23 protein-coding genes are annotated in these 21,681 nt (G+C 70.4%); 16 read left to right on the top strand and 7 right to left on the bottom strand.

Features of this window, described 5'->3' with window-relative positions; translation table 11 throughout:
* The first annotated feature begins 14 nt into the window (after positions 1-14).
* Genes ADK36_RS51010 through nthA form a run of 3 tightly spaced genes read left to right on the top strand, consistent with a single transcriptional unit; the run spans position 15 to position 1,216 of the window.
* Complete coding sequence (locus ADK36_RS51010) at positions 15-296, top strand: SH3-like domain-containing protein (RefSeq protein WP_053199032.1); 282 nt, start codon at positions 15-17, stop codon at positions 294-296.
* Entirely contained in the window at positions 289-645 is a 357-nt protein-coding gene (locus ADK36_RS51005; RefSeq protein ID WP_267887419.1) for an SH3-like domain-containing protein, read from the top strand. The genes ADK36_RS51010 and ADK36_RS51005 overlap by 8 nt, the downstream gene beginning before the upstream one ends.
* Positions 635-1,216 carry a nitrile hydratase subunit alpha gene (nthA, locus tag ADK36_RS24360; protein WP_053199030.1) on the top strand — a complete coding sequence of 194 codons (582 nt, stop codon included), beginning with the start codon at positions 635-637 and terminating at the stop codon, positions 1,214-1,216. The genes ADK36_RS51005 and nthA overlap by 11 nt, the downstream gene beginning before the upstream one ends.
* Before the next feature lie 52 nt (positions 1,217-1,268).
* Here nthA and ADK36_RS24355 read toward each other — a convergent pair whose 3' ends face one another.
* On the bottom strand, positions 1,269-2,825 hold the full coding sequence (locus ADK36_RS24355) for a tetratricopeptide repeat protein (protein WP_078942597.1): 1,557 nt from the start codon (positions 2,823-2,825) through the stop codon (positions 1,269-1,271).
* Between the two features lie 103 nt (positions 2,826-2,928).
* Between ADK36_RS24355 and ADK36_RS24350 the strand changes: the two genes are divergently transcribed.
* Positions 2,929-4,335 (top strand): FAD-binding oxidoreductase, encoded by a 1,407-nt coding sequence (locus ADK36_RS24350; RefSeq protein ID WP_048583261.1) that lies wholly within the window; start codon positions 2,929-2,931, stop codon positions 4,333-4,335.
* Positions 4,336-4,345: 10 nt separating this feature from the next.
* On the opposite strand, the gene ADK36_RS24345 is transcribed toward ADK36_RS24350, so the two are convergent.
* Positions 4,346-4,759 (bottom strand): SsgA family sporulation/cell division regulator, encoded by a 414-nt coding sequence (locus ADK36_RS24345; RefSeq protein WP_048583260.1) that lies wholly within the window; start codon positions 4,757-4,759, stop codon positions 4,346-4,348.
* A 402-nt stretch (positions 4,760-5,161) separates the two neighbouring features.
* Between ADK36_RS24345 and ADK36_RS24340 the strand changes: the two genes are divergently transcribed.
* Both ADK36_RS24340 and ADK36_RS24335 read left to right on the top strand, forming a co-directional pair.
* Positions 5,162-6,718 carry an RDD family protein gene (locus ADK36_RS24340; protein ID WP_078942596.1) on the top strand — a complete coding sequence of 519 codons (1,557 nt, stop codon included), beginning with the start codon at positions 5,162-5,164 and terminating at the stop codon, positions 6,716-6,718.
* A 90-nt stretch (positions 6,719-6,808) separates the two neighbouring features.
* The gene (locus ADK36_RS24335; protein WP_048583258.1) at positions 6,809-7,477 is read left to right on the top strand and encodes an RDD family protein; all 669 of its coding nucleotides are present in this window, start codon (positions 6,809-6,811) and stop codon (positions 7,475-7,477) included.
* A 7-nt stretch (positions 7,478-7,484) separates the two neighbouring features.
* Here the strand turns inward: ADK36_RS24335 and ADK36_RS24330 are convergent, their stop codons facing one another.
* Complete coding sequence (locus tag ADK36_RS24330) at positions 7,485-7,748, bottom strand: hypothetical protein (RefSeq protein WP_078916379.1); 264 nt, start codon at positions 7,746-7,748, stop codon at positions 7,485-7,487.
* Positions 7,749-8,140: 392 nt separating this feature from the next.
* On the opposite strand from ADK36_RS24330, the gene ADK36_RS24325 reads away from it, so the two are divergent.
* Both ADK36_RS24325 and ADK36_RS24320 read left to right on the top strand, forming a co-directional pair.
* On the top strand, positions 8,141-10,486 hold the full coding sequence (locus ADK36_RS24325) for an immune inhibitor A domain-containing protein (protein ID WP_048583257.1): 2,346 nt from the start codon (positions 8,141-8,143) through the stop codon (positions 10,484-10,486).
* Positions 10,487-10,644: 158 nt separating this feature from the next.
* Positions 10,645-10,989, top strand: a complete 345-nt coding sequence (locus ADK36_RS24320) for a hypothetical protein (RefSeq protein WP_048583256.1) — start codon at positions 10,645-10,647, stop codon at positions 10,987-10,989.
* 189 nt (positions 10,990-11,178) lie between these two features.
* On the opposite strand, the gene ADK36_RS24315 is transcribed toward ADK36_RS24320, so the two are convergent.
* Positions 11,179-11,769 (bottom strand): isochorismatase family protein, encoded by a 591-nt coding sequence (locus ADK36_RS24315; RefSeq protein WP_048583255.1) that lies wholly within the window; start codon positions 11,767-11,769, stop codon positions 11,179-11,181.
* A gap of 138 nt (positions 11,770-11,907) precedes the next feature.
* Positions 11,908-13,266, bottom strand: coding sequence for a nicotinate phosphoribosyltransferase (locus tag ADK36_RS24310; RefSeq protein WP_048583254.1), 1,359 nt, complete (start codon positions 13,264-13,266; stop codon positions 11,908-11,910).
* Between the two features lie 215 nt (positions 13,267-13,481).
* Here ADK36_RS24310 and clpS point away from each other — a divergent pair, with 215 nt between their 5' ends.
* The 7 genes from clpS (at position 13,482) to ADK36_RS24280 (ending at position 18,695) form a co-directional block, all read left to right on the top strand.
* Positions 13,482-13,799 (top strand): ATP-dependent Clp protease adapter ClpS, encoded by a 318-nt coding sequence (clpS, locus tag ADK36_RS24305; RefSeq protein WP_048583253.1) that lies wholly within the window; start codon positions 13,482-13,484, stop codon positions 13,797-13,799.
* A 44-nt stretch (positions 13,800-13,843) separates the two neighbouring features.
* Entirely contained in the window at positions 13,844-14,452 is a 609-nt protein-coding gene (locus ADK36_RS24300) for a DUF2017 domain-containing protein (protein WP_048583252.1), read from the top strand.
* A 390-nt stretch (positions 14,453-14,842) separates the two neighbouring features.
* A complete protein-coding gene (locus ADK36_RS24295) occupies positions 14,843-16,282 on the top strand; it encodes an amino acid permease (protein ID WP_048583251.1) in 1,440 nt (479 codons plus the stop codon).
* Between the two features lie 270 nt (positions 16,283-16,552).
* Positions 16,553-16,975, top strand: a complete 423-nt coding sequence (locus tag ADK36_RS24290; protein ID WP_048583250.1) for a Mov34/MPN/PAD-1 family protein — start codon at positions 16,553-16,555, stop codon at positions 16,973-16,975.
* A gap of 275 nt (positions 16,976-17,250) precedes the next feature.
* Positions 17,251-17,346, top strand: coding sequence for a putative leader peptide (locus ADK36_RS51250; RefSeq protein WP_316959376.1), 96 nt, complete (start codon positions 17,251-17,253; stop codon positions 17,344-17,346).
* 114 nt (positions 17,347-17,460) lie between these two features.
* Positions 17,461-17,739 (top strand): MoaD/ThiS family protein, encoded by a 279-nt coding sequence (locus ADK36_RS24285; protein WP_048583249.1) that lies wholly within the window; start codon positions 17,461-17,463, stop codon positions 17,737-17,739.
* 5 nt (positions 17,740-17,744) lie between these two features.
* The gene (locus tag ADK36_RS24280) at positions 17,745-18,695 is read left to right on the top strand and encodes a PLP-dependent cysteine synthase family protein (protein ID WP_030053523.1); all 951 of its coding nucleotides are present in this window, start codon (positions 17,745-17,747) and stop codon (positions 18,693-18,695) included.
* 42 nt (positions 18,696-18,737) lie between these two features.
* Here the strand turns inward: ADK36_RS24280 and ADK36_RS24275 are convergent, their stop codons facing one another.
* Complete coding sequence (locus ADK36_RS24275) at positions 18,738-19,253, bottom strand: type II toxin-antitoxin system PemK/MazF family toxin (RefSeq protein WP_053199026.1); 516 nt, start codon at positions 19,251-19,253, stop codon at positions 18,738-18,740.
* 222 nt (positions 19,254-19,475) lie between these two features.
* Between ADK36_RS24275 and ADK36_RS24270 the strand changes: the two genes are divergently transcribed.
* Positions 19,476-20,228 (top strand): MBL fold metallo-hydrolase, encoded by a 753-nt coding sequence (locus ADK36_RS24270; RefSeq protein WP_048583247.1) that lies wholly within the window; start codon positions 19,476-19,478, stop codon positions 20,226-20,228.
* A 104-nt stretch (positions 20,229-20,332) separates the two neighbouring features.
* Here ADK36_RS24270 and ADK36_RS24265 read toward each other — a convergent pair whose 3' ends face one another.
* On the bottom strand, positions 20,333-21,598 hold the full coding sequence (locus ADK36_RS24265; RefSeq protein ID WP_048583246.1) for a PTS transporter subunit EIIC: 1,266 nt from the start codon (positions 21,596-21,598) through the stop codon (positions 20,333-20,335).
* Between the last annotated feature and the right edge of the window lie 83 nt (positions 21,599-21,681).

Genomic DNA, 21,681 nt, shown 5'->3' with positions numbered 1-21,681 from the left:
CGTACGCTGACCCCATGGCCAGGATCAACGACGTCGGCGGTACGCAGGGGTTCGGTGCCATCGACACGAGCGACGACACCGAGCCGTTCCACGCGGACTGGGAGGCGCGGGTCGTCGGCCTCTTCAACACGCTGCGCGGGCAAGGCGTCTTCAACACGAACGAGTTCCGGGACGCGATCGAGTCGATGCCGCCCGCGGAGTACCTGGCGGCGTCGTACTACGAGCGCTGGTTCACCGCGATCCGCGTGCTGCTGGAGCGCAAGGGCGTGATCGAACCGGGTGAGCTGGATGACTGACCGCTTCCCGCCCGGCACCCGCGTCCGCACCTTCCACCACGACCCGCCGCACCACACCCGCCTGCCGCGGTACGCGCGCGGCAAGCGCGGCGTGGTCGTCGAGCCGGAGGGCCCGGACGAACTGCCCGACATCAGCGCGCGGGGATCCGGCGACGCGCCCGTCGAGCAGATCTACGCGGTCCGCTTCGAGGCGCGGGACCTGTGGGGCGAGGGCGACCATCACGTCGTACTGGACCTGTGGGAGAGCTACTTGGAAGAGGACCTGGCGGAGGATTCGGAAGACGACCTGGCAGAAGACCTGGAAGACGACCTGGCAGACGACTTGGGAGGGACGGCCGATGAGCGGTGACCACACCGACGCGACGATCGCCCGGCGCGTACGGCGGCTGGAGACCCTGCTGGAGGAGAAGGGCCTGGTCACCGGCGAGAAGGTGGACGAGGTGATCGACGCGTTCCTGGCGGAGTCCTCGCCCGCGAACGGGGCGCGCGTCGTCGCGCGGGCGTGGACCGACGAGGCGTTCAAGTCCCGTCTGCTGCGGGACGGAACGGCGGCCGTCCGGGAACTCGGCTACATGGACGGCTCGTACCAGCGCCTGCGGGTCGTGGAGAACACCGCCACCACCCACAACGTCATCGTCTGCACCCTCTGCTCCTGCTACCCGCTGCGCCTCCTCGGCCCGTCGCCCAGCTGGTACAAGTCCGAGGCGTACCGCTCCCGCGTGGTCCGCGAACCCCGCGCGGTCCTCGCCGAGTTCGGGGTGGAGTTGCCGCCCGGCACCCAGGTCACGGTCTGGGACTCCAGCGCCGAGTCCCGCTACATGGTGCTGCCGCGCCGCCCGGAGGGCACGGCGGGGATGAGCGAGGAGGAGCTGGCCGGGCTGGTGACGCGCAACGCGCTGATCGGCACGGCAGTGGTGTAGGGCCCCGCCGGGGCGAAGTCGCGGGGCTCCCCTCGGGGCCGTGGCGCAGGGCTCACTTCCGCCGCGGCTTCGCGTCCATGTCCGGTACGTCCTCCACCGACGGTTCCCCGAGCTCCTCCAGGGCCGCCTCGGCCAGCGGCACCCTGGTCGGCGAGAAGTACGGATTGATCCGCAGCGCCTCCTCCAGGTGCCGCCGCGCGGGCCCCGCCATCCCCAGCTCCCGCTCGATCATCCCCCGGTGATAGGCGTACAGCGCGCTGCGCACCCCACCCCCCTTGTGCTTGTCGGTCGCCCGGCGGGCGAACTTCAGCGCCTCCTTGTCCTCCCCGGCCCGGTGCAGCGCCCACCCCAGCGCGTCGGCCACCGCGATCGACGGCTGCCGGCGCCACTCCGTCCTGAGCCGCCGTACGGCCAACTCGGCGTCACCGTGGTCCGCCTCGAAGAGACCCAGCACCAGCTCCTCGTCCACCCCGCCGGCCGCGGCCCGCGCCGCCCGCTCGCGCAGCAGGTCGTACTGGACGCGCGCCGCCTGCCCCAGCCCCAGCGACTCGTACAACTCGCCCAGTTCCAGCGCGTATTCGGGGAGCGGCTGCTTGGCGAGGGCCGCCCGGTAGGCGTTCAGCGCCTCCGTGGTGCGGCCCAGCGCCGCCAGCGTCCGCCCCTGCCCGGCGAGCGCGGCCCGCTGGTCGGGGTCGAGGCGCACGGCCTCCTGGAAGTTCCGCAGGGCCACCTCCAGGTCGCCGCGCTCCCAGGCGAGTTGCCCGGTCCGTTCGAGATACGCCGCCCGCTCGGCCGGGGCCTCGGCGCCCGCCGCCGCGTCGGACAGCGCCGCCGCCGCGTCCTCCCGCCAGCCCCGGTCCCGGTAGAGTGCCGCCGCCCGCGCCTGTACGGCCGGCCCCGAGCGCAGCTTCAGCAGCCGGTCCAGCGTCCGCTTGGCGGCCTTGTAGTCACCCATCCCCGTCTGCGCGTCGATCAGCAGCGGATACGTCGTCCACCGCTTCCGGTCCACCTTCAGCGCCGCCTCGCTCCACGTCCGCGCCGCGCCGAAGTCCCGCCGCGCGTTCGCCAGCGCCGCCATGCCGTCCAGCGCCTCGGCGTTCCGCTCCCGCACCCTCAGCGACGTACGCAGCGCCTTCTCGGCCTTCGGGTAGTACGCCGGCTCGGCGGTCCGCCGCCCCTGCTCCACATACGCCGCCCCCAGCACCGCCCACGACTGGGCGTCCTCGGGATGCGTCCGCAGGTGAGCCTCGCGCTCGTCGATCAGCACCGCCAGATCGGGCAGCGCCGCCGCCACCCCGGTCGTGACCGCGGCCAGCGCCTGCGCCCCCGGTGCCGGCGCCGGGGAACCCGTCCCGCCCGGCCCCCACGGCAACAGCGTCAGCACCCCGCCCAGCACGACGCACCCCGCCACCGAGGCGATCAGCACCCGCCGCCGGTTGCGCGGGCGCTCCGGCGTGCCCTGCCCGTCCTTCGAGGTGCCGCCGTCCGTGGCAGGGCTCTGCGTGGCGGTGTTCTCGGCGGCAAGGCTCTCCGTGGCGGTGCTCCCGGCGGCGCTGCTCCCGGCGGCGCTGCTCTCCGTGACGCTGTTGCGCATGGCGCTGTTCTCCATGGCGCTCACTGTGCGTGAAACGTGGCGTCAATACGACGACCACACCCGCCCGAACCCGGCTGCCGTACGTGGGGTTCACACCGATGGCCCCGGGTGTCACGCTGTGATCATGAGCCGTATCGAAGCCGCACCCGCCCAGGCCCGGGGTGACCTCACCGAGCGGCTGCTCGCGGGTCTGCCCGCCGAGGCCGTCCTGACCGACCCCGACATCACGGCGTCCTACGCCAACGACATGGCCAGCTTCTGCCCGGCCGGCGCCCCCGCCGTGGTCGTGCTGCCGCGCACGGTCGAAGAGGTCCAGCACGTCATGCGCACCGCCACCGAGCTGCGCGTCCCGGTCGTCCCGCAGGGCGCCCGCACGGGCCTGTCGGGCGGGGCCAACGCCTCCGACGGCTGCATCGTGCTGTCCCTGACCAAGATGGACCGCATCCTGGAGATCAATCCCGTCGACCGCATCGCCGTCGTCGAGCCCGGCGTCATCAACGCCGCCCTCTCCCGCGCGGTGGGCGAACTCGGCCTGTACTACCCGCCGGACCCCTCCAGCTGGGAGATGTGCACGATCGGCGGCAACATCGGCACCGCCTCCGGCGGCCTGTGCTGCGTGAAGTACGGGGTGACGGCGGAGTACGTCCTCGGCCTGGACGTCGTCCTCGCCGACGGGCGCCTGATGACGACGGGCCGCCGCACCGCCAAGGGCGTCGCGGGATACGACCTGACCCGCCTCTTCGTCGGCTCCGAGGGCTCGCTCGGCATCGTCGTACGGGCCGTCCTGGCGCTGAAGCCGCAGCCGCCGCAGCAGCTGGTGCTCGCCGCCGAGTTCGCGTCCGCGGCCGCCGCGTGCGACGCGGTGTGCCGGATCATGGAGGGCGGGCACGTCCCGTCGTTGCTGGAACTGATGGACCGTACGACGGTCAAGGCGGTCAACGGCATCGCGAACATGGGGCTGCCGGAGACGACCGAGGCCCTCCTGCTGGCCGCCTTCGACACCCCGGACCCGACCGCCGACCTCGCCGCCGTCGGCGCGCTGTGCGAGGCTGCCGGCGCCACCCAGGTGGTTCCGGCGGACGACGCGGCCGAGTCCGAACTCCTCCTCCAGGCCCGCCGGTTGTCCCTCACCGCGCTCGAAGCGGTGCGTGGCGTGACGATGATCGACGACGTCTGCGTGCCGCGGTCGAGGCTCGCCGACCTGATCGAGGGCGTGGCGCGCATCGCCGAGAAACACCAGCTCACCATCGGCGTCGTCGCCCACGCCGGCGACGGCAACACGCACCCCACCGTCTGCTTCGACGCGACCGACCAGGACGAGTCCCGGCGCGCCCGCGAGTCCTTCGACGAGATCATGGCCCTCGGCCTGGAACTCGGCGGCACGATCACCGGCGAGCACGGCGTGGGCGTCCTGAAGAAGGAGTGGCTGGCGCGCGAGATCGGCCCGGTCGGGGTCGAGATGCAGCGCGGGATCAAACAGGTCTTCGACCCGCTCGGCCTCCTGAACCCGGGCAAGCTGTTCTGACCGGCACGGCTCACTGGGCGAGCAGTTGGTCAAGCGCGTCGTCGATCCCCAGCTGCTCGCCCTCCGTCCCCGGCGGCACCAGCCGCAACGTCCGCTCCAGCCAGGCCGACACCTGCGCCGCCGGGGCCTCCAGCAGGGCGTCCCCGTCGGGCGAGCTCAGCCCCATGAGCACGAGGCTCCGCCCGTCGGCCTTCGTCGGCCACACCCGCACGTCCCCGTGCCCGCACGGCCGGAACACCCCCTCGACGAGCAGATCGCGGGAGAAGGTCCAGTGCACCGGGTGGTCGGAGTTGACGTGGAAGGCGATGTGCACGGCGTACGGGTCGTCGCTGTGATAGCTCAGCAGGGCCGCGACCGGGATGCTCCGCTCGGGCCCCAGGATGAGCCGAAGCTCCAGCTCGCGCTCTACGACGGTGTGATGCATGGCGTGTGTGTCCTCTCGCGTGGCTCCCGCGGGCCCTGTGGGCGGGCCCGTACGAGTGGAGAGGGAACAGGGGCGCGGATCATTACGCGGGTTCACGGAACTTTTTTCCGGGACCGCCTCCCGGGCCGCTCCGGGGGGGGGTTCCGACCCCCGGACCCCCAGCCGGGGGGCGGGTAGCCGGTGCCCGTATGGGTGGCGTGGGGTCGGTGTTGCGGGCTGGTTCCGCGTGCGGGTCCTGATGTGGCTCGTGGCTGGGTTCCGGGAAGGTTCGGCTCGTGTGAAGTACGTGTACGAGGTTGCCCGGAAAGGAGTGGGTCCTACGGGACTGGCGGTGCTTGTTGCGCCGGTCTGATAGATGTGGAGGCCCCTATTTGACCCACGAGCAGATACCGGACGACGGACATGAGCGCCCCAACCCCGGCCCCAGGTGACGACAGGCCCCGCGAAGGGTATTACCCGGACCCGTCCATTCCTGGATATGTCCGGTACTGGAACGGTGCCTCCTGGGTGCCGGGCACCAGCCGTCCGGCACCGACGGACGGCGAACCGCTCGCCCCGCCGCCGGGCGCCGCCTCGGTCGAGGAGACCGGCCCGCACTTCTTCGACGAGGAGCCGGCCCAGGAGCCCGCGGCCGGCCAGGCCCAGCACGGCAGCCGCCCGGAGCCGGCGTCCGCCTGGGGTGCCGACCCCGCCCACCAGGCCGGCTTCGGCGGCGAGCAGGACCACCGTGTCTCCTGGGGTGCCCAGCAGGACCCCGACCCGAGGGACCCGCGCGCGGCGGCCCAGCCGGACGGGCACGCCGCCCGTACCGACGGCTCGGCCCACGTTCCGCCCGCCGAGCCGGACTCCGGCTCCGGGGGCGTCGCGTCCGGGGACACGTTCATGATCCGCCGGCCCGTGGCGGGCGGAGCCGGGGGAGCGCAGTCCTCCGGTGCCTCGGGGCAGGCCACTCCCGGCATCCCCGCCCCCGCCGACGGCACCATGGCCATCCGCGCGGTGTCCCCGCGCACGGGGCAGCAGGGCCAGGCGGCCGGGGCGCAGGGCGGGAGCACCGGCGCGTCCGCCGGCCCGGGCGCCGCACGTTCGGACGCCGACCGCCCCTCGGCGGCCGGCGCCCCGCAGGGCCCCGGCTTCGGCGCCGGGAAGGCCGCCGCCGAACGGGCCGCCGTGGCCCAGGGACAGGCTCAGACGGCCGCGGGGGCCGCAGCCGCCGCCCAGGCGTCCGGCGCCGCCCCATCGGCCCTCTCCGGCCCGCAGCAGGCCCAGCAGGCCGCCCCGAGCATCCCCCAGCAGTCGGGCGGCCCGCAGCCCGCGGCAGCCGGCTCCGGCGCGCCCATGGCGGCGGGCGCCGGCGGCGGCCAGTCCTCCTGGGCGCAGCAGGTCCACCGGCTCGCGGGCCCCGACGACGACCAGCCGGTCGCCCCGTGGAAGCCCCCGACCATGGACCCGTTCCAGGCGGCCGCCATGCGTCAGGCCGCCGCCCGTCCCGCCGGCCTCGGCAAGCGGCTGGCCGCGCGGCTGCTGGACACCGTCGTGCTGGGCGCCGTCACCGCGGTGGCCGCCGTACCGCTCGGCACCAAGGCGATCGACCACGTCAACGAGAAGATCGACGCCGCCAAGCTCTCCGGCGAGACGGTCACCGTCTGGCTGCTGGACGGCACCACTTCGGCGTATCTCGGCATCATCCTGGCCGTCCTGCTCCTGTTCGGCGTCGCCTACGAGGTGCTGCCCACCGCCAAGTGGGGCCGCACACTGGGCAAGAAGCTGCTCGGCCTGGAGGTGCGGGACATCGAGGCGCACGAGCCCCCGGAGTTCGGCACGGCCCTGAAGCGCTGGCTCGTCTACAGCATCCCCGGCCTGCTCGTCGTCGGCGTCGTCGGCGTGCTGTGGTGCGTGTTCGACCGGCCCTGGCACCAGTGCTGGCACGACAAGGCGGCGCGTACGTTCGTCGCGGGCTGACCGCATACGGCGAACGGCCCGGAAGAATCCGTACCCCCGGACGGCCCCGTGCCGGATGCGGAGCCGGACGGTTCGCGGTCGACTCGGGCCATGAGCAGCGAACCGCCTCCCGGCTCCGGTCAGCAGCCCCCGGAAGACGACCCGTTCAGGAAACAGCCCCCTCCGTCCGAGGGCTCGGGTTCGCCGTACGGTGACCAGCCACCGCACGGCGGCCAACCCCCGCCCTCCTACGGCGGCGGCCCGTATGGAGGCCCCTACGGCGGTGACCCGTACGGCGGCGGCGGTCAGCCCGCCGACCCGCTCGCCGGGATGCCGCCGCTCGCCGACAGCGGCAAGCGCACGCTGGCCCGCATCATCGACATGATCCTGGTGGGCGTCGTCGTCTGGCTGCTCACCTGGGGATTCGGCGTCACCGAGTACGACGTGGACACCGACGAGGTGGAGTACAGCAAGTCCTTCGTGCAGTCACTGGTCGCCGCCGTGCTGTTCATCGGCTACGACACCGTCATGACCGCCAGGACGGGGCAGACGCTCGGCAAGAAGCTGCTCAACATGCGGGTCGCCAACCTGGAAAACGGCGCCACACCGTCCGTGCAGGCGTCGCTGATCCGGGCAGCGGTGCTGTGGATCCCGTTCGCGTTCTGCTGCGCCTGTATCTGGACCGTGATCGCCGGCGGCTGGAGCTTCTTCGACAAGCCCTACAAACAGGGCCTGCACGACAAGTCGGCGAAGACGGTGGTGGTCAGCACCGGCGGCTGAGCCTGTGTCAGGACTGGGTCAGTACGGGTTCCTCCGCCTGTTCCCGGTCGGCGCGGGCGCGGGCGGGCTTGCGCACCGCCACCACGCGGGGCTTCTTGGGCATGGGCACCGTCATGGCGACCAGGAGCCCGAGCAGCAGCGCCGCGACGGCGATGACCGCGATCCCCGCACCCGAACTCGTCTGTGACAGCAGCAGCATGGCGAGCGTCGAGAAGATCACGGTGCACGAGCCGTAAGCGAGCTGTGCGGCAGTCGGACGAGGCATGATCATCGTGTCCTCGGAATCAGGGGTGCACGGGGGTCTCGGCCTGGCTTTCCGCCGATGTCCGGGCGTTCCGCCATCCGACTCTAACCGCGTGCATGCCCGAGAGGAACAAACCGTAAGCGTGACCTAACCAACAGTGCCGATGCACGGGGGGCGCACGGAGTCATCTCGTCCAGCAAGTGGACAGCGCAACGCGCCGTTACCGAAAAGGTTGTTGTCCGCTAAACGAACATCGACTTCGCATAGTGCAATTGACCTGTTCAAGTCAAGGTCTGTTTTTTCTGACTAACCTCTAGTCAAATGTCGTCACTTGACTACACGCGTTGATCAGGCGCTCGCGGGAACCTCCATGACCAGGACCCTCCCTTCCGCGTGCCCGGACGCGGGGGAGGAAGCAAGTGACCAGCAGACCCTGGACGTTCAGAACGGCGGCAACAGCCGTCGCGCTCACGACGGCAGCGGCGACGTTCTCGACCTTCGCGGTGGCTCAGGCCGACGAAGGCGCGCCGGCGGCCGTGGAGCGGCACGACCCGGCGGAGCACACCCACGCCGATCACGACCTCGACGGCCCGATGACCAAGACTCGGGAGGCTCAGCGCGAAGAGGCCCTGAACCAGGTCATATCCGGCCGGGCCAAGGTGCAGAAGCGCGACGGCTCGCAGGTCGTCGAGCTCAAGAGCAAGAAGGGCGACAGCAAGTACGTCGAGCTGGGCCGCGAGAAGACCGACAAGATCTTCACGATCCTGGTCGAGTTCGGCGACCAGATCAGCGAGTTCGGCGGCACGCCCGGCCCGGCCCACAACCAGATAGCCCAGCCCGACCGCAAGAAGGACAACTCGACGGCCTGGCAGGCGGACTACAACCAGAAGCACTACCAGGACCTCTACTTCGGCACCGGCAAGAAGACCGAGTCGCTGAAGAAGTACTACGAGAGGCAGTCCTCCGGCCGCTACTCGGTCGACGGCGAGGTCACCGACTGGGTCAAGGTCCCCTACAACGAGGCCCGCTACGGCAACAACGCCTGCGGCGAGACCAACTGCCCCAGCGTCTGGAACGTCGTCAGCGACGGTCTCAACGCGTGGGTCGCCCAGCAGAAGGCAGCTGGGAAGACCGACGCGGAGATCAAGGCGGACGTCACGAAGTTCGACCAGTGGGACCGTAACGACTTCGACGGTGACGGCGACTTCAACGAGGCCGACGGCTACATCGACCACTTCCAGGTCGTGCACGCCGGTGAGGACGAGTCCGCGGGCGGCGGCGCCCAGGGCACCGACGCGATCTGGGCCCACCGCTGGTACGCGTTCGGCACCGACGCCGGCGCCACCGGCCCCGCGGACAACAGGATGGGCGGCGCCCAGATCGGCTCCACCGGCATCTGGGTCGGCGACTACACCGTCCAGCCGGAGAACGGCGGCCTCGGCGTCTTCGCCCACGAGTACGGCCACGACCTCGGTCTGCCGGACCACTACGACACCGCGGGCGGCGAGAACTCCACCGGCTTCTGGACCCTGATGTCCTCCGGTTCCTGGCTCGGCACCGGCAAGAAGGAGATCGGTGACCTGCCCGGCGACATGACCGCCTGGGACAAGCTCCAGCTGGGCTGGCTGAACTACGACCGGGCGAAGGCCGCGACGACGTCCGAGCACAAGCTGGGCCTGGCCGAGTACAACACCCGGCACAAGCAGGCCCTTGTGGTCGAGCTGCCGAAGAAGGCCGTCACCACCGAGCTCGTGACTCCCGCGCAGGGCGCGACCCAGTGGTGGAGCGGCAGCGGCAACAACCTGAAGAACACGCTCAGCCGTTCCGTGGACCTCACCGGCAAGTCCTCCGCCTCCCTGACCCTCGACGGGTGGTGGGAGATCGAGAAGGGGTACGACTACCTCTACACCGAGGTGTCGACCGACGGCGGCGCCAACTGGACGGCGATCGACGGCACGGCGAACGGCAACGCGATCAGCCGTGACGGCAGCGACAAGCCGGCGCTCAGCGGCGCGAGCGACGCGTACCAGAAGCTCGTCTATCCGCTCGACGCCTACGCCGGCAAGAAGATCGACCTTCGCTTCCGCTACGCGACCGACGGCGGTCTGTCGATGAAGGGCTTCACGGCCGACCGGATCGCGGTCACCGCCGACGGCTCCGCGGTCTTCTCGGACGACGTGGAGAGCGTGGACAACGCCTGGACGGCGACCGGCTTCAAGCGGATGGGCGCTTCCTTCACCAAGGACTACGAGCAGTACTACCTCGCCGAGAACCGCCAGTACGTGTCGTACGACAAGACGCTGAAGACGGGCCCGTACAACTTCGGCTTCTCGTCGACCCGTCCGGACTGGGTGGAGCACTACGCGTACCAGAACGGCCTGTTGATCTGGAAGTGGGACACCTCGCAGGCGGACAACAACACCAGCCAGCACCAGGGTGTCGGTCTGATCCTCCCGGTCGACTCCCACCCGACGCCGCTGAAGTGGTCCGACGGCACGCTGATGCGCAACCGCATCCAGTCCTACGACTCGCCGTTCAGCACGTTCCGCACGGACGGCATGACGCTGCACAACGCGGACGTCGCGACGAGGATCCCGTCGCGTGCGGGGGTGCCGGTCTTCAACGACCGCACCAACACGTACTACGACGCGGCGACCCCGACGGCGGGTGTCAAGATCACTGACACCAACACGAAGATCAAGATCCTCAAGGAGCCCTCGAACGGCTCGACGATCACGGTCGAGGTTGGGCCTGCAGTGAAGTAATCCACGTTTTCGCAGGTCAGAGCACTATCGGCGGTGACCCCCTGGCGGGGTTGCCGCCGATCGTGTTTAGGTGCACCCTGTGCTTCCGTTATTGACACCGGTGCCGGCACAGGCACCGGTACCGACCCTGACACCGACTCGCACGGGGGTGTGACCGCATGGCCGCAGGAGGTTTCTGCAAGCTGCCGACCGGCAGCGTGGTGGTGGCGCTGAACCTGCCCAGACCCACCGCCGACGGCACGGGCTCCGTCCGTGTCCTCGTCCACGCCCAGAACCGCGCCCGAGCCCTGACCAGGCTCCGCAACCTGGGCATGCGCGCCGTCTACCTCCGGGGCAACGCCGCCCCGCCGTCGCCCGACGAGATCACGGCGGTCCTGCACCACCCGGACGGCCTGATATGGCGAACGGCACCTGACAACGGTGTCGTGGCGGGACCGGAGCTGATGCAGGAGCTGTGGCACCCGATCAGAGCGCTGCTGAGGCGCCCGGCTGCCACGCCCTGAGGGACGCGGGGGCTGTGCAAAGGTGCGGCTCCGCAAGGCCCTGAAGGGACGCGGGGCTGTCGATGTGCGGCTCCGCAACGCCCTGAAGGGGCGCGGGGCTGTGTCGATGCGCGGCTCCGCCGCGTGGGCGCGACCAGCCACGACGGCGCCGCAGCCGCCAGACGGCCAAGCGCGGCACCCCGTGGAGCGCTACGCGACCACCGGCTTCCCCGACAGCTCCACGCCCGCCTCACGCAACTCCTCCAGGGCCCGCTCCGTGGTCTCGGCGGCCACCCCGGCGGTCAGATCCAGCAGCACCTGCGTACGGAAGCCTTCCCGTACGGCATCCACGGCAGTGGCCCGCACACAGTGGTCCGTGGCGATGCCCACCACGTCCACCTCGGTGACCTCCCGGGCCCGCAGCCAGTCGGCCAGCCGCACGCCGTTCTCGTCGGCCCCCTCGAACCCGCTGTACGCCGCCGCGTACGCGCCCTTGTCGAACACGGCGTCGATCGCGCCGGAGGCGACCGCGGGGGCGAAGTTCGGATGGAAGCCGACGCCCTCCGTACCGGCGACGCAGTGCGCCGGCCAGGAGTGGGCGAAGTCGGGGTTCGTGGAGAAGTGACCGCCGGGGGCGATGTGGTGGTCGCGGGTGGCGACGACATGCTGGTAGCCGGACCCGGCCGCCTGCCCGATCAGCTCGGTGACGGCGGCGGCCACGTCGGCACCGCCGGCCACCGCGAGGCTGCCTCCCTCGCAGAAGTCGTTCTGCACATCTACGACGATCAAGGCGCGGCGCATGGTCGGTGTCCTTCGGTTATGGACGCTGGGGTCGGGACGGTGAGAACGACTGCTGGCCCGGCCGTGAACTTCCGAGCCTAGAGACTTCGGGTGCCGTGCGGGAGGGGGCATTGCGTGCGCACGCCGGGCGCGCTCGCTTCACGCCCCCGTCCGGCTACCCGAGCGCCCGTTGACATACTCCGTCGGGATGACAGGTTCCCCGCGCGAGAGCTGGGTGGCGGACAGCGGCAGACCGGCGCGAGCGGCCGCGTGCCGGTCCCGTACGACGTCCAGCGGCTCACGGGCCACCACGTCACCGCCCTTGATCAGCTCGACCAGCAGCTGCCGGTCGGCGAGCTCGTCCGGCACCGGCCCGGTGCCGACGACCTCGGCCTCCGCGGCGCCGTACTCGTCGAGGCGCCGCGCGGCCCACTTGCGGCCGCCGATGGAGGTCTTGCCGCCACTGGACTTCTTCGCCACCGGCACCAGCGGCGCCGTGACGTCGGCGGACTCGGCGCGGGCGACCAGCTTGTAGACCATCGAGCAGGTCGGATGCCCGGACCCGGTCACCAGCTGGGTGCCGACGCCGTACGCGTCCACCGGCGCCGCCGCCAGCGAGGCGATGGCGTACTCGTCCAGGTCGGAGGTCACGATGATCCTCGTGTCCGTCGCGCCCAGCTCGTCCAGCTGCTGCCGGACCCGGTGCGCCACCAGCAGCAGGTCGCCCGAGTCGATCCGGACGGCGCCCAGCTCGGGCCCCGCGACCTCCACGGCCGTACGGACCGCCTCGGCGACGTCGTAGGTGTCCACGAGCAGCGTGGTGCCCCGGCCCATGGAGTCGACCTGGGCCTGGAAGGCGTCCCGCTCGCGGTCGTGCAGCAGGGTGAAGGCGTGGGCGCTGGTGCCGACGGTGGGGATGCCGTAGCGGAAGCCGGCGGCCAGGTCGGAGGTGGAGGTGAAGCCGCCGAGGTACGCGGCCCTGGACGCCGCCACCGCGGCCAGCTCGTGGGTGCGGCGGGCGCCCATCTCGATGATCGGGCGCTCCCCGGCGGCCGACGCCATCCGTGAGGCGGCCGCGGCGATCGCGGAGTCGTGGTTGAGGATGGAGAGGATCACCGTCTCCAGCAGCACGCACTCGGCGAAGGTGCCCTCGACCCGCATGATCGGCGAGCCCGGGAAGTAGACCTCGCCCTCGGGGTAGCCCCAGACGTCGCCGGAGAAGCGGTAGCCCGCGAGCCACTCCAGGGTCTGCTCGTCGACGATGTTCCGCTCCCGCAGGAAGCCGAGCACGTCGGCGTCGAAGCGGAAGTTCTCGACGGCGTCCAGCACGCGGCCGGTGCCGGCCACGACGCCGTAGCGCCGCCCGTTGGGCAGCCGCCGGGTGAAGACCTCGAACACACTCCGCCGCTCGGCGGTGCCTGCCTTCATGGCGGCCTGCAGCATCGTGAACTCGTACTGATCCGTGAAGAGCGCCGTCGAGGGAACGTCCACCGGCAGCCCAAGGTCCGCTACATCCACGAAAGCTCTCCTAGCCATGGTTCTCCGGGTCCCCCCAGGCGGCCGGGGGTCCGGGGGTCGTCCCCCGGTGTATGCGGCATGACGAAAGATGGTACCCCCATTTCGTCACTCTGACGATTTGTGGGGTGGAGGTCACAACAGGCCCGGTTGCGCGGCCCGGTTGCGCAGCCCGTTTGTGCAGCCCGTTTGTGCGACCGCCCCCCTCGGGTGGCAGCATGGGCTCTGTGACGTCACCCGCTCCCCTAGAGATCGAACACACCGAGTCGGCGGAGGAGGTCTTCGCCGTCCCCGAGCCGGACGTCCCCTGGGTCACGATCGTCCACAACGACCCGGTCAACCTGATGAGCTACGTGACCTACGTGTTCCAGTCCTACTTCGGCTACACCAAGGACAAGGCCACCAAACTCATGCTCGACGTCCACCACAAGGGCCGGGCGGTCGTCTCCAGCGGCACTCGCGAGGAGATGGAACGCGACGTGCAGGCCATGCACGGCTACGGCCTGTGGGCCACCCTCCAGCACGACCGCAAATGAACGCTCGCCCATGCCCGCAGGACCGGAAGTAGCGAATCGCCTCCATGCCAGGAACCTTCGAACCGCTCCCCGGCGGCGGCGCGGCCGTCGCCCTCGATGACGTCGAGATCTCCATCATCCGGTCGCTGGCCGTCCAGCTCCTGGAACTGATCGGCCCCGGCCCCGCCGCGGACGCCGCCGAAGACCCGCTCGCCGAGCTGTTCGCCGAGGGCCCGAGCGAACCGCCCGCCGACCCGGTCCTCAAGCGGCTCTTCCCGGACGCCTACAGCGACCCGGAGGCGACCCCCGGCCCCAAGGAGGCCGAGGAGCAGCGGGCGTACTCCTCGGAGTTCCGTCGCTTCACCGAGAACGACCTGCGCGCCGGCAAGCGGGACAGCGCGCTCGCGGTGGTCCGCTCCCTGGACGAGCTCAGCTCCGCCTCCGCCGGTGAGGGCGGCGCGGTGCTCAAGCTCTCCCCCGAGGAGTCCCAGCAGTGGCTCGGCACCCTCAACGACCTGCGTCTGGCCATCGGCTCCCGGCTGGAGATCACCGACGAGGACGACACAGACCTGCTCTACCGGCTGCCGGACGAGGACCCGCGCAAGCCGATGGTGATGGCGTACCTGTGGCTGGGCGGGCTCCAGGAGACGCTGGTCGCCACGCTCATGCCGTAGGCGTGGCCGAGGGGCGAGGGCTTGCGACTTTTTTGTAGCGATATGTGACCGTTCTGTGTTCGCTCAGAGGACACTCAAATCCGGATAACGATCGCGTCACCGCCGCCACCCGTTCTGGGAGCGGCGGTCTCCTTTGTCCGGTTCTTCCTGTGTGATGCGCCACATGTCCTCTAGCCGATCACTGTTACAGCCGTGATAAATCTTCACGACGCCCGCCGAGCACCACCCGAATGTTCGGCCGGGTGCGCCACATGGCCGGCGGATCGTCGGCCGGGCACGAGCGAACCCGGGGCAGCTCGGGCCCGCTCAGCTCCAGCAATCCGGGGGGATCGAGACCCGATCCGAGGCCGACGAAGGGCCCGGGTCGGCATGGAGAAAGGCGCACTACACATGACCTCTGCGAAGGTCACTGACGCGAAGGCCACGGGTGCCCCCGAGGAGGGGTACGAGCGCGGTCTCGGCAGCCGTCAGGTCCAGATGATCGCGATCGGCGGCGCCATCGGCGTCGGCCTCTTCATGGGTGCCGGAGCGAACATCGCGAAGGCCGGCCCCAGCATCATCCTCATGTACGCCCTGGCGGGCGTCGTCATCTTCTTCATCATGCGGGCCCTGGGTGAGCTGCTCCTCTACCGGCCCGTCTCCGGCTCCTTCGCCGAGTACGCCCGCGAATTCCTCGGCCCGTTCTTCGGATTCGTCACGGGCTGGACGTACTGGCTGATGTGGGTGGTCACCGGCATGGCCGAGCTCACGGCCGCCGCGATCTACATCCACTTCTGGTTCCCCGAGATCCCGCAATGGGTCAGCGCCCTGGTGTTCCTGGTGGTGCTCTTCGGCGTCAACCTGATCTCCGTCAAGATCTTCGGCGAGGTCGAGTTCTGGTTCTCGATGATCAAGGTCACGGCCATCATCGGCATGATCGTCATCGGCCTCGGCGTGCTCACCCTCGGCTTCTCCGACGCCGGTGACACCGCCACCGTCTCCAACCTCTGGTCGCACGGCGGCATCTTCCCGAACGGCATCGGCTCCAGCCTGATGACGCTCCAGGGCGTCATGTTCGCCTACCTCGCCGTCGAGCTCGTCGGCGTCACGGCGGGCGAGTCCGAGAACCCCGAGAAGACCCTGCCCAAGGCCATCAACACGCTGCCCTGGCGCATCATCGTCTTCTACGTCGGCGCGCTGCTGGTGATCCTCTCCGTGGTCAAGTGGACCGAGTTCTCCGCGGGCGAGAGCCCGTTCGTCCACGCGTTCGGCAAGATCGGCATCCCGCTCGCCGCGGGCATCGTCAACTTCGTGGTGCTCACCGCGGCCCTGTCGTCCTGCAACTCGGGCATGTACTCGACCGGCCGGATGCTCCGCGACCTCGCCTCCAACAGCGAGGCCCCGCAGGCCTTCGGCAAGCTCACCGCCCGCAAGACGCCCGCCGTCGGCATCGCGGTCTCCGTGGCGCTCATGGGCATCGGCGTCGTCCTGAACTACGTCGTTCCGGAGAAGGCGTTCCAGTACGTCACCTCCGTCGCCACCGCGGCCGGCATCTGGACCTGGATGATGATCCTCGTCAGCCACATCCGCTACCGCGCCGCGGTCGACGCGGGCCGACTGCGCGCCTCGTCCTTCCCCGCTCCCGGCGGGGCGATCTTCAGCTGGGTCGCGCTCCTCTTCCTCGTCGGCGTGACCTTCATGATCGCGTACGACAAGGACGCGCGGATCTGCCTGTATGTCGCGGCCGGCTGGGCCGTCGCCCTGGGCATCGGCTGGGCGATCCTCAAGAGCCGCAACCCGCAGATCGCCGCTCGCGGCGGCGACGAGCCGGAACTCGAAAAGGTCGGCTAGGCGCTCCGCTGAGAGGGCCCGTGAGGTGATTGCCGCGGAAGGCCGTCCGTTGTCTGCGGCACTGCTGTGGCTGGTCGCGCTCCGCGGCGGAGCCGCATGGCGATGCGGCTCCGCGCCCCTTCAGGGCGTTGCCGAGCTGCCTCCCAGGACGTCCCCGCCCTCTGGAGTGCTCGTGGTACTCCCGGTGGCTGCCGCTCAGGGCGTCCGGCATGTGGGCCGTCCCGTACCAACCCTCGGTACGGGGCGGCCCGTCTGCTTATCCTGACCGACATGCTGACCATCACCCAGGCCCTCGTCGACCAGATCGTCGCCCACGCGCGCAAGGACCACCCCGACGAGGCGTGCGGCGTCGTGGCGGGCCCGGCGGGCTCGGACCGCCCCGAGCGCTTCATCGCGATGCTGAACGCCGCGATGTCGCCCACGTTCTACGAGTTCGACTCCGGCGACCTGCTCAAGCTCTACCGCGAGATGGACGACCGCGACGAGGAACCGGTGGTCATCTACCACTCCCACACGGCCACCGAGGCATACCCCTCGCGCACCGACATCTCCTACGCCAACGAACCCGGCGCCCACTACGTCCTCGTCTCCACGGCGGACACCGACGGCCTCGGCGAGTTCCAGTTCCGCTCCTTCCGGATCGTCGACGGCGAGGTGACGGAGGAGGAGGTCAAGGTGGTGGAGGTGTACTGATCCACTCACCGCGACGCCCGTCCCGGCATCTCGGCCCGTCCGGCGTTTGAGGACGAGGCCCTTCAGGGCCGAAGCGGGGGGTCCAGAGGGGGCAGGGCGGCAGCCCTCTGGCGGGGTCGAAGGGGCGGAGCCCTTTCAGAGGATGGGACGGGTAGGGGCGGCGGGGGCGAGAATTGCACCGCGTACACCTGCCATGTCTCATTCCCCGGCCCAAATCTGTCCGCGATGTGGGATCACATTCCAAAAGCCGGACCGGGAATCGATACGATGACCCCATGGTTTTCCACGACGTGAGCGAAAAGACGCCGGGCATGCTGCTCGTGGCGCGGCTGCACGTCGACCTGTGCAGGCTCGCCAGCGCCATCTGTTGACGCGACACCCTGCCGCCGTACGGCCGTGAGCCGCGGCGCCGCACACCCGCACCACCCTGCTGCACTTGCGCTGCCGCGCGCCCGACTGACTACTCCCGACAGGAGCCCTGAGCCATGGCCATCGAGGTCCGCATCCCCACCATCCTCCGCACCTACACCGACGGTCAGAAGGCGGTGGAGGGCAGTGGTGACACCCTCGCCGAGCTGTTCACCGACCTCGAGACCCGGCACGCGGGCATCCGGGCCCGCATCGTGGACGGCGACCAGCTGCGCCGCTTCGTCAACGTCTACCTGAACGACGAGGACGTCCGCTTCCTCGACGGCATCAACACCAAGCTCGCCGACGGCGACAACGTCACGATCCTGCCGGCCGTGGCCGGCGGCATGGCCTGATCCCTATGCGCTACGACTCCCCGCTCGCCGCGGTGGGCAACACCCCTCTGGTGCGCCTGCCGCGGTTGTCGCCGTCCGAGGACGTCCGCATCTGGGCCAAGCTGGAGGACCGCAACCCCACCGGCTCGGTCAAGGACCGCCCCGCCCTGCACATGATCGAGCAGGCGGAGAAGGACGGCCGTCTGACGCCCGGCTGCACCATCCTGGAGCCCACCTCCGGCAACACCGGCATCTCCCTGGCGATGGCGGCGAAGCTCAAGGGCTACCGCATCGTGTGCGTGATGCCCGAGAACACCTCGCAGGAGCGCCGGGACCTGCTCGCCATGTGGGGCGCGGAGATCATCTCCAGCCCGGCCGCGGGCGGCTCCAACACCGCCGTACGGGTAGCCAAGGAACTCTCGGCCGAGCACCCCGACTGGGTGATGCTCTACCAGTACGGCAACCCGGACAACGCGGGCGCCCACTACGCCACGACCGGCCCGGAGATCCTCGCCGACCTCCCCTCGGTCACCCACTTCGTCGCCGGCCTCGGCACCACGGGCACCCTGATGGGCGTCGGCCGCTACCTGCGCGAGCACAAGCCGGACGTGCGGATCGTCGCAGCCGAGCCGCGCTACGACGACCTGGTCTACGGCCTGCGCAACCTCGACGAGGGCTTCGTACCCGAGCTGTACGACGCCTCGGTCCTGACCACCCGCTTCTCGGTCGGCTCGGCCGACGCGGTCACCCGCACCCGCGAACTCCTCCAGCAGGAGGGCATCTTCGCGGGCATCTCCACCGGCGCCGCGCTGCATGCCGCGATCGGTGTCGGGAACAAGGCCCTCAAGGCCGGCGAGAGCGCGGACATCGTGTTCGTCGTCGCCGACGGCGGCTGGAAGTACCTCTCGACCGGCGTCTACACCGCGACGTCGACCGAAGAGGCCATCGAGACGCTCCAGGGCCAGCTCTGGGCGTGAGCCGGCCGGCCGGCTGGGGCCTGAGGGGCGAGTGACGGCGCCCTAGGCGAGGTGACGGACCTGGTCCCATACGACCGGGTCCATCACCCCCACCCTCCGCCGGAAGTCGGACACCGGTACGTCCCGCAGCTCGCCCGTCTCCAGGAAGCTCGCCCGCCCGCGGGCGTCGCCGACGGAGCCCGGCGGCAGCGGGATCACGCCGTACCGCTCATCCCTGTACTTGCTGGTGATCTTGGCGACGGTGACCCGCTGCCCGCGCACCGCGAGCACCAGACACGGCCGGTCCTTCGCCCGCCCGTCACCCGCCACCGCCCTACCTGACGCGCCACGCGCGGCTCCTCTTGATTCTGGCCCGTCCTCGTAGGGCACCTTCGCCCACCAGATCTCCGCGGGCGCGGGACGCGTCGGAGCCTGTCCCCGCGTACGCCCCTCGGACCGCCCCGGCGGCCGGGTGCGCCGCCCTCCGGGCCGCCGCCCGCGCCCCCACCCGTCGGCGAGCGTGGCGACCAGCGCCAGCAGTACCACCGCCGCGAGCGCGAGCCACCATGACGTGTCCATACGCACGAAGGTACCGGCGCGCAGCTACCCGCGCGCGCCTTCCCTCCCGCCTCATGCTCCCCGCATCCAGCCGAACGCGTGACACCACAGGTGAGTTCGCCCACAACAGCCCTTGGCGGAGGAGCGACCGGAGGTTTTGCGCCTTACGCTCGACAAACCGCACGACCCCCGACGCCCCTGTTCCCGATCTTCTGGATTTCCGCCAGCGGAGGTTTCTGTTTCATGAAGCTCACCGTCGTCGGCTGCTCGGGGTCGTTCCCGTCCGCGGAATCGGCCTGCTCGAGCTACCTCGTCGAGGCCGACGGCTTCCGGCTGCTTCTCGACATGGGCAACGGCGCCCTGGGCGAGCTGCAGCGCCACTGCGGTCTCTACGACCTCGACGCGATCTTCCTCAGCCATCTGCACGCCGACCACTGCATCGACATGTGCGCGTATTTCGTCGCGCGCTACTACCGGCACGACGGCGGCCGCTGCGACCCGATCCCGGTCTACGGACCCGAGGGCACGGAACAGCGCCTGACCACGGCCTACGCCGACACCCCCACTGCCTCGTCCATGAGCGAGGTCTTCGACTTCCACACGGTCAAGCCGTCCACCTTCGACATCGGCCCGTTCACGGTGCACACGGAACGCGTGGCCCACCCGGTGGAGGCGTACGGCATCCGGATCGAGCACGCCGGGAAGATCCTGACCTACTCCGGCGACACCGGCATCAGCACCGCCCTGGACGAACTCGCCCGCGACGCCGACCTGTTCCTGTGCGAGGCAGCGTTCACGCACGGCAAGGAGAACATCCCCGACCTGCACCTCAACGGCCGCGAAGCAGGTCAGACGGCGGCCCGCGCGGGCGCCCGCCGCCTGGTCCTCACCCACATCCCGCCGTGGACCGACCCCCAGATCAACCTTGCCGACGCGCGCGAGGTCTACGACGGTCCGGTGGGACTGGCGGCGCCGCGGCAGACGTACGAGATCTGACCGGTCGAGAGACAGCTCGTACGGGGTTCAGGCCCGTATGTGCGCGAAGGCCCCGGAACCTTCCCGGTTCCGGGGCCTTCGTCGTCGGGTGTGGGCCGTCCGGCCTACTTCGCCTCCGCCTTCTGGAGTTCGGCGAGTTCCTCGTCGGACTCGCGGCCCGGCGTCGGCAGGTTGAACCTGGTGATCGCGAACCGGAAGATCACGTAGTAGACCGCGGCGAAGCACAGGCCCACCAGGGCCAGGCCCCACGGGTTGGTCGCGATGCCCAGGTTCAGGCCGAAGTCGACCGCGCCGGCCGAGAAGCCGAAGCCGTCCTTCATGCCCAGGGCCCAGGTGAGAGCCATCGAGACACCGGTGAGTACCGCGTGGATGGCGTACAGGACCGGGGCGATGAACATGAAGGTGAACTCGATGGGCTCGGTCACGCCGGTGACGAAGGACGTCAGCGCGAGGGAGAACATCATGCCGCCGACGACCTTGCGGCGCTCCGGGCGGGCACAGTGGACGATCGCCAGGCAGGCGGCCGGCAGCGCGAACATCATGATCGGGAAGAAGCCGGTCATGAACTGGCCGGCGCTCGGGTCACCGGCCAGGAAGCGGGCGATGTCGCCGCTCTTGCCCTCGTACTCGCCCGCCTGGAACCACGGGAACGAGTTCAGCAGGTGGTGCATGCCGATCGGGATGAGGGCACGGTTGGCCACGCCGAATATGCCGGCGCCGACGGCGCCCGAACCGACCAGCCACTCACCGAAGTTGTGCAGGCCCGTGCCGAGGACCGGCCAGATGTAGCCGAAGACGATGCCGATGACCAGGCCCGCGAAGGCGGAGACGATCGGGACCAGCCGGCGGCCGCCGAAGAAGCCCGCCCAGTCCGGGAGCTTGGTGCGGTACAGGCGCTGGTAGAGGAGGGCCACGACGATGCCCATCACCACACCGCCGAGGACCTTGGCGTCCACCGGTGCGTCGACCATCACGACCTTGCCGTCGACGGCCTTCGCCACCTGCGGCAGGTTCGGGTCGGTGAACGTGGCGAGCACGTTCTTGAAGACCAGGTAACCGACCACGGCCGCGAGCGCGGTCGAGCCGTCCGACTTCTTCGCGAAGCCGATCGCGATGCCGACGGCGAACAGCAGCGCCATGTTGTCGAGGATCGCGTTGCCGCCGGCCGCCATGAAGCCGGCGATCTTCGTGAGGAACGTGGGGAACTCCGGGTTGCCCAGCATGTCCTCGTTGCCGAAGCGGACCAGGAGGGCGGCCGCGGGCAGCACCGCCACCGGCAGCATCAGGCTGCGGCCGATGCGCTGCATCACAGCCATCGCGGCGGCGCCCTTTTTCTTGTCGGCCGCGGGAGCGGCGCTGGCCGTGGTCACAAGTTCCTCCAGGTGGTCCCCCCGGCCGTAGGCTGGGGAAGGGCATGGCGCCGCCCGGGGACAGTGAAGGAGACGGCGGCGTC

This window comes from Streptomyces viridochromogenes, from assembly GCF_001270495.1.
In the GTDB taxonomy this organism is placed as follows: domain Bacteria; phylum Actinomycetota; class Actinomycetes; order Streptomycetales; family Streptomycetaceae; genus Streptomyces; species Streptomyces viridochromogenes_A.
Note: the sequence above shows the minus strand (reverse complement) of the source record. Positions and strands in the feature narration are given on the sequence as shown.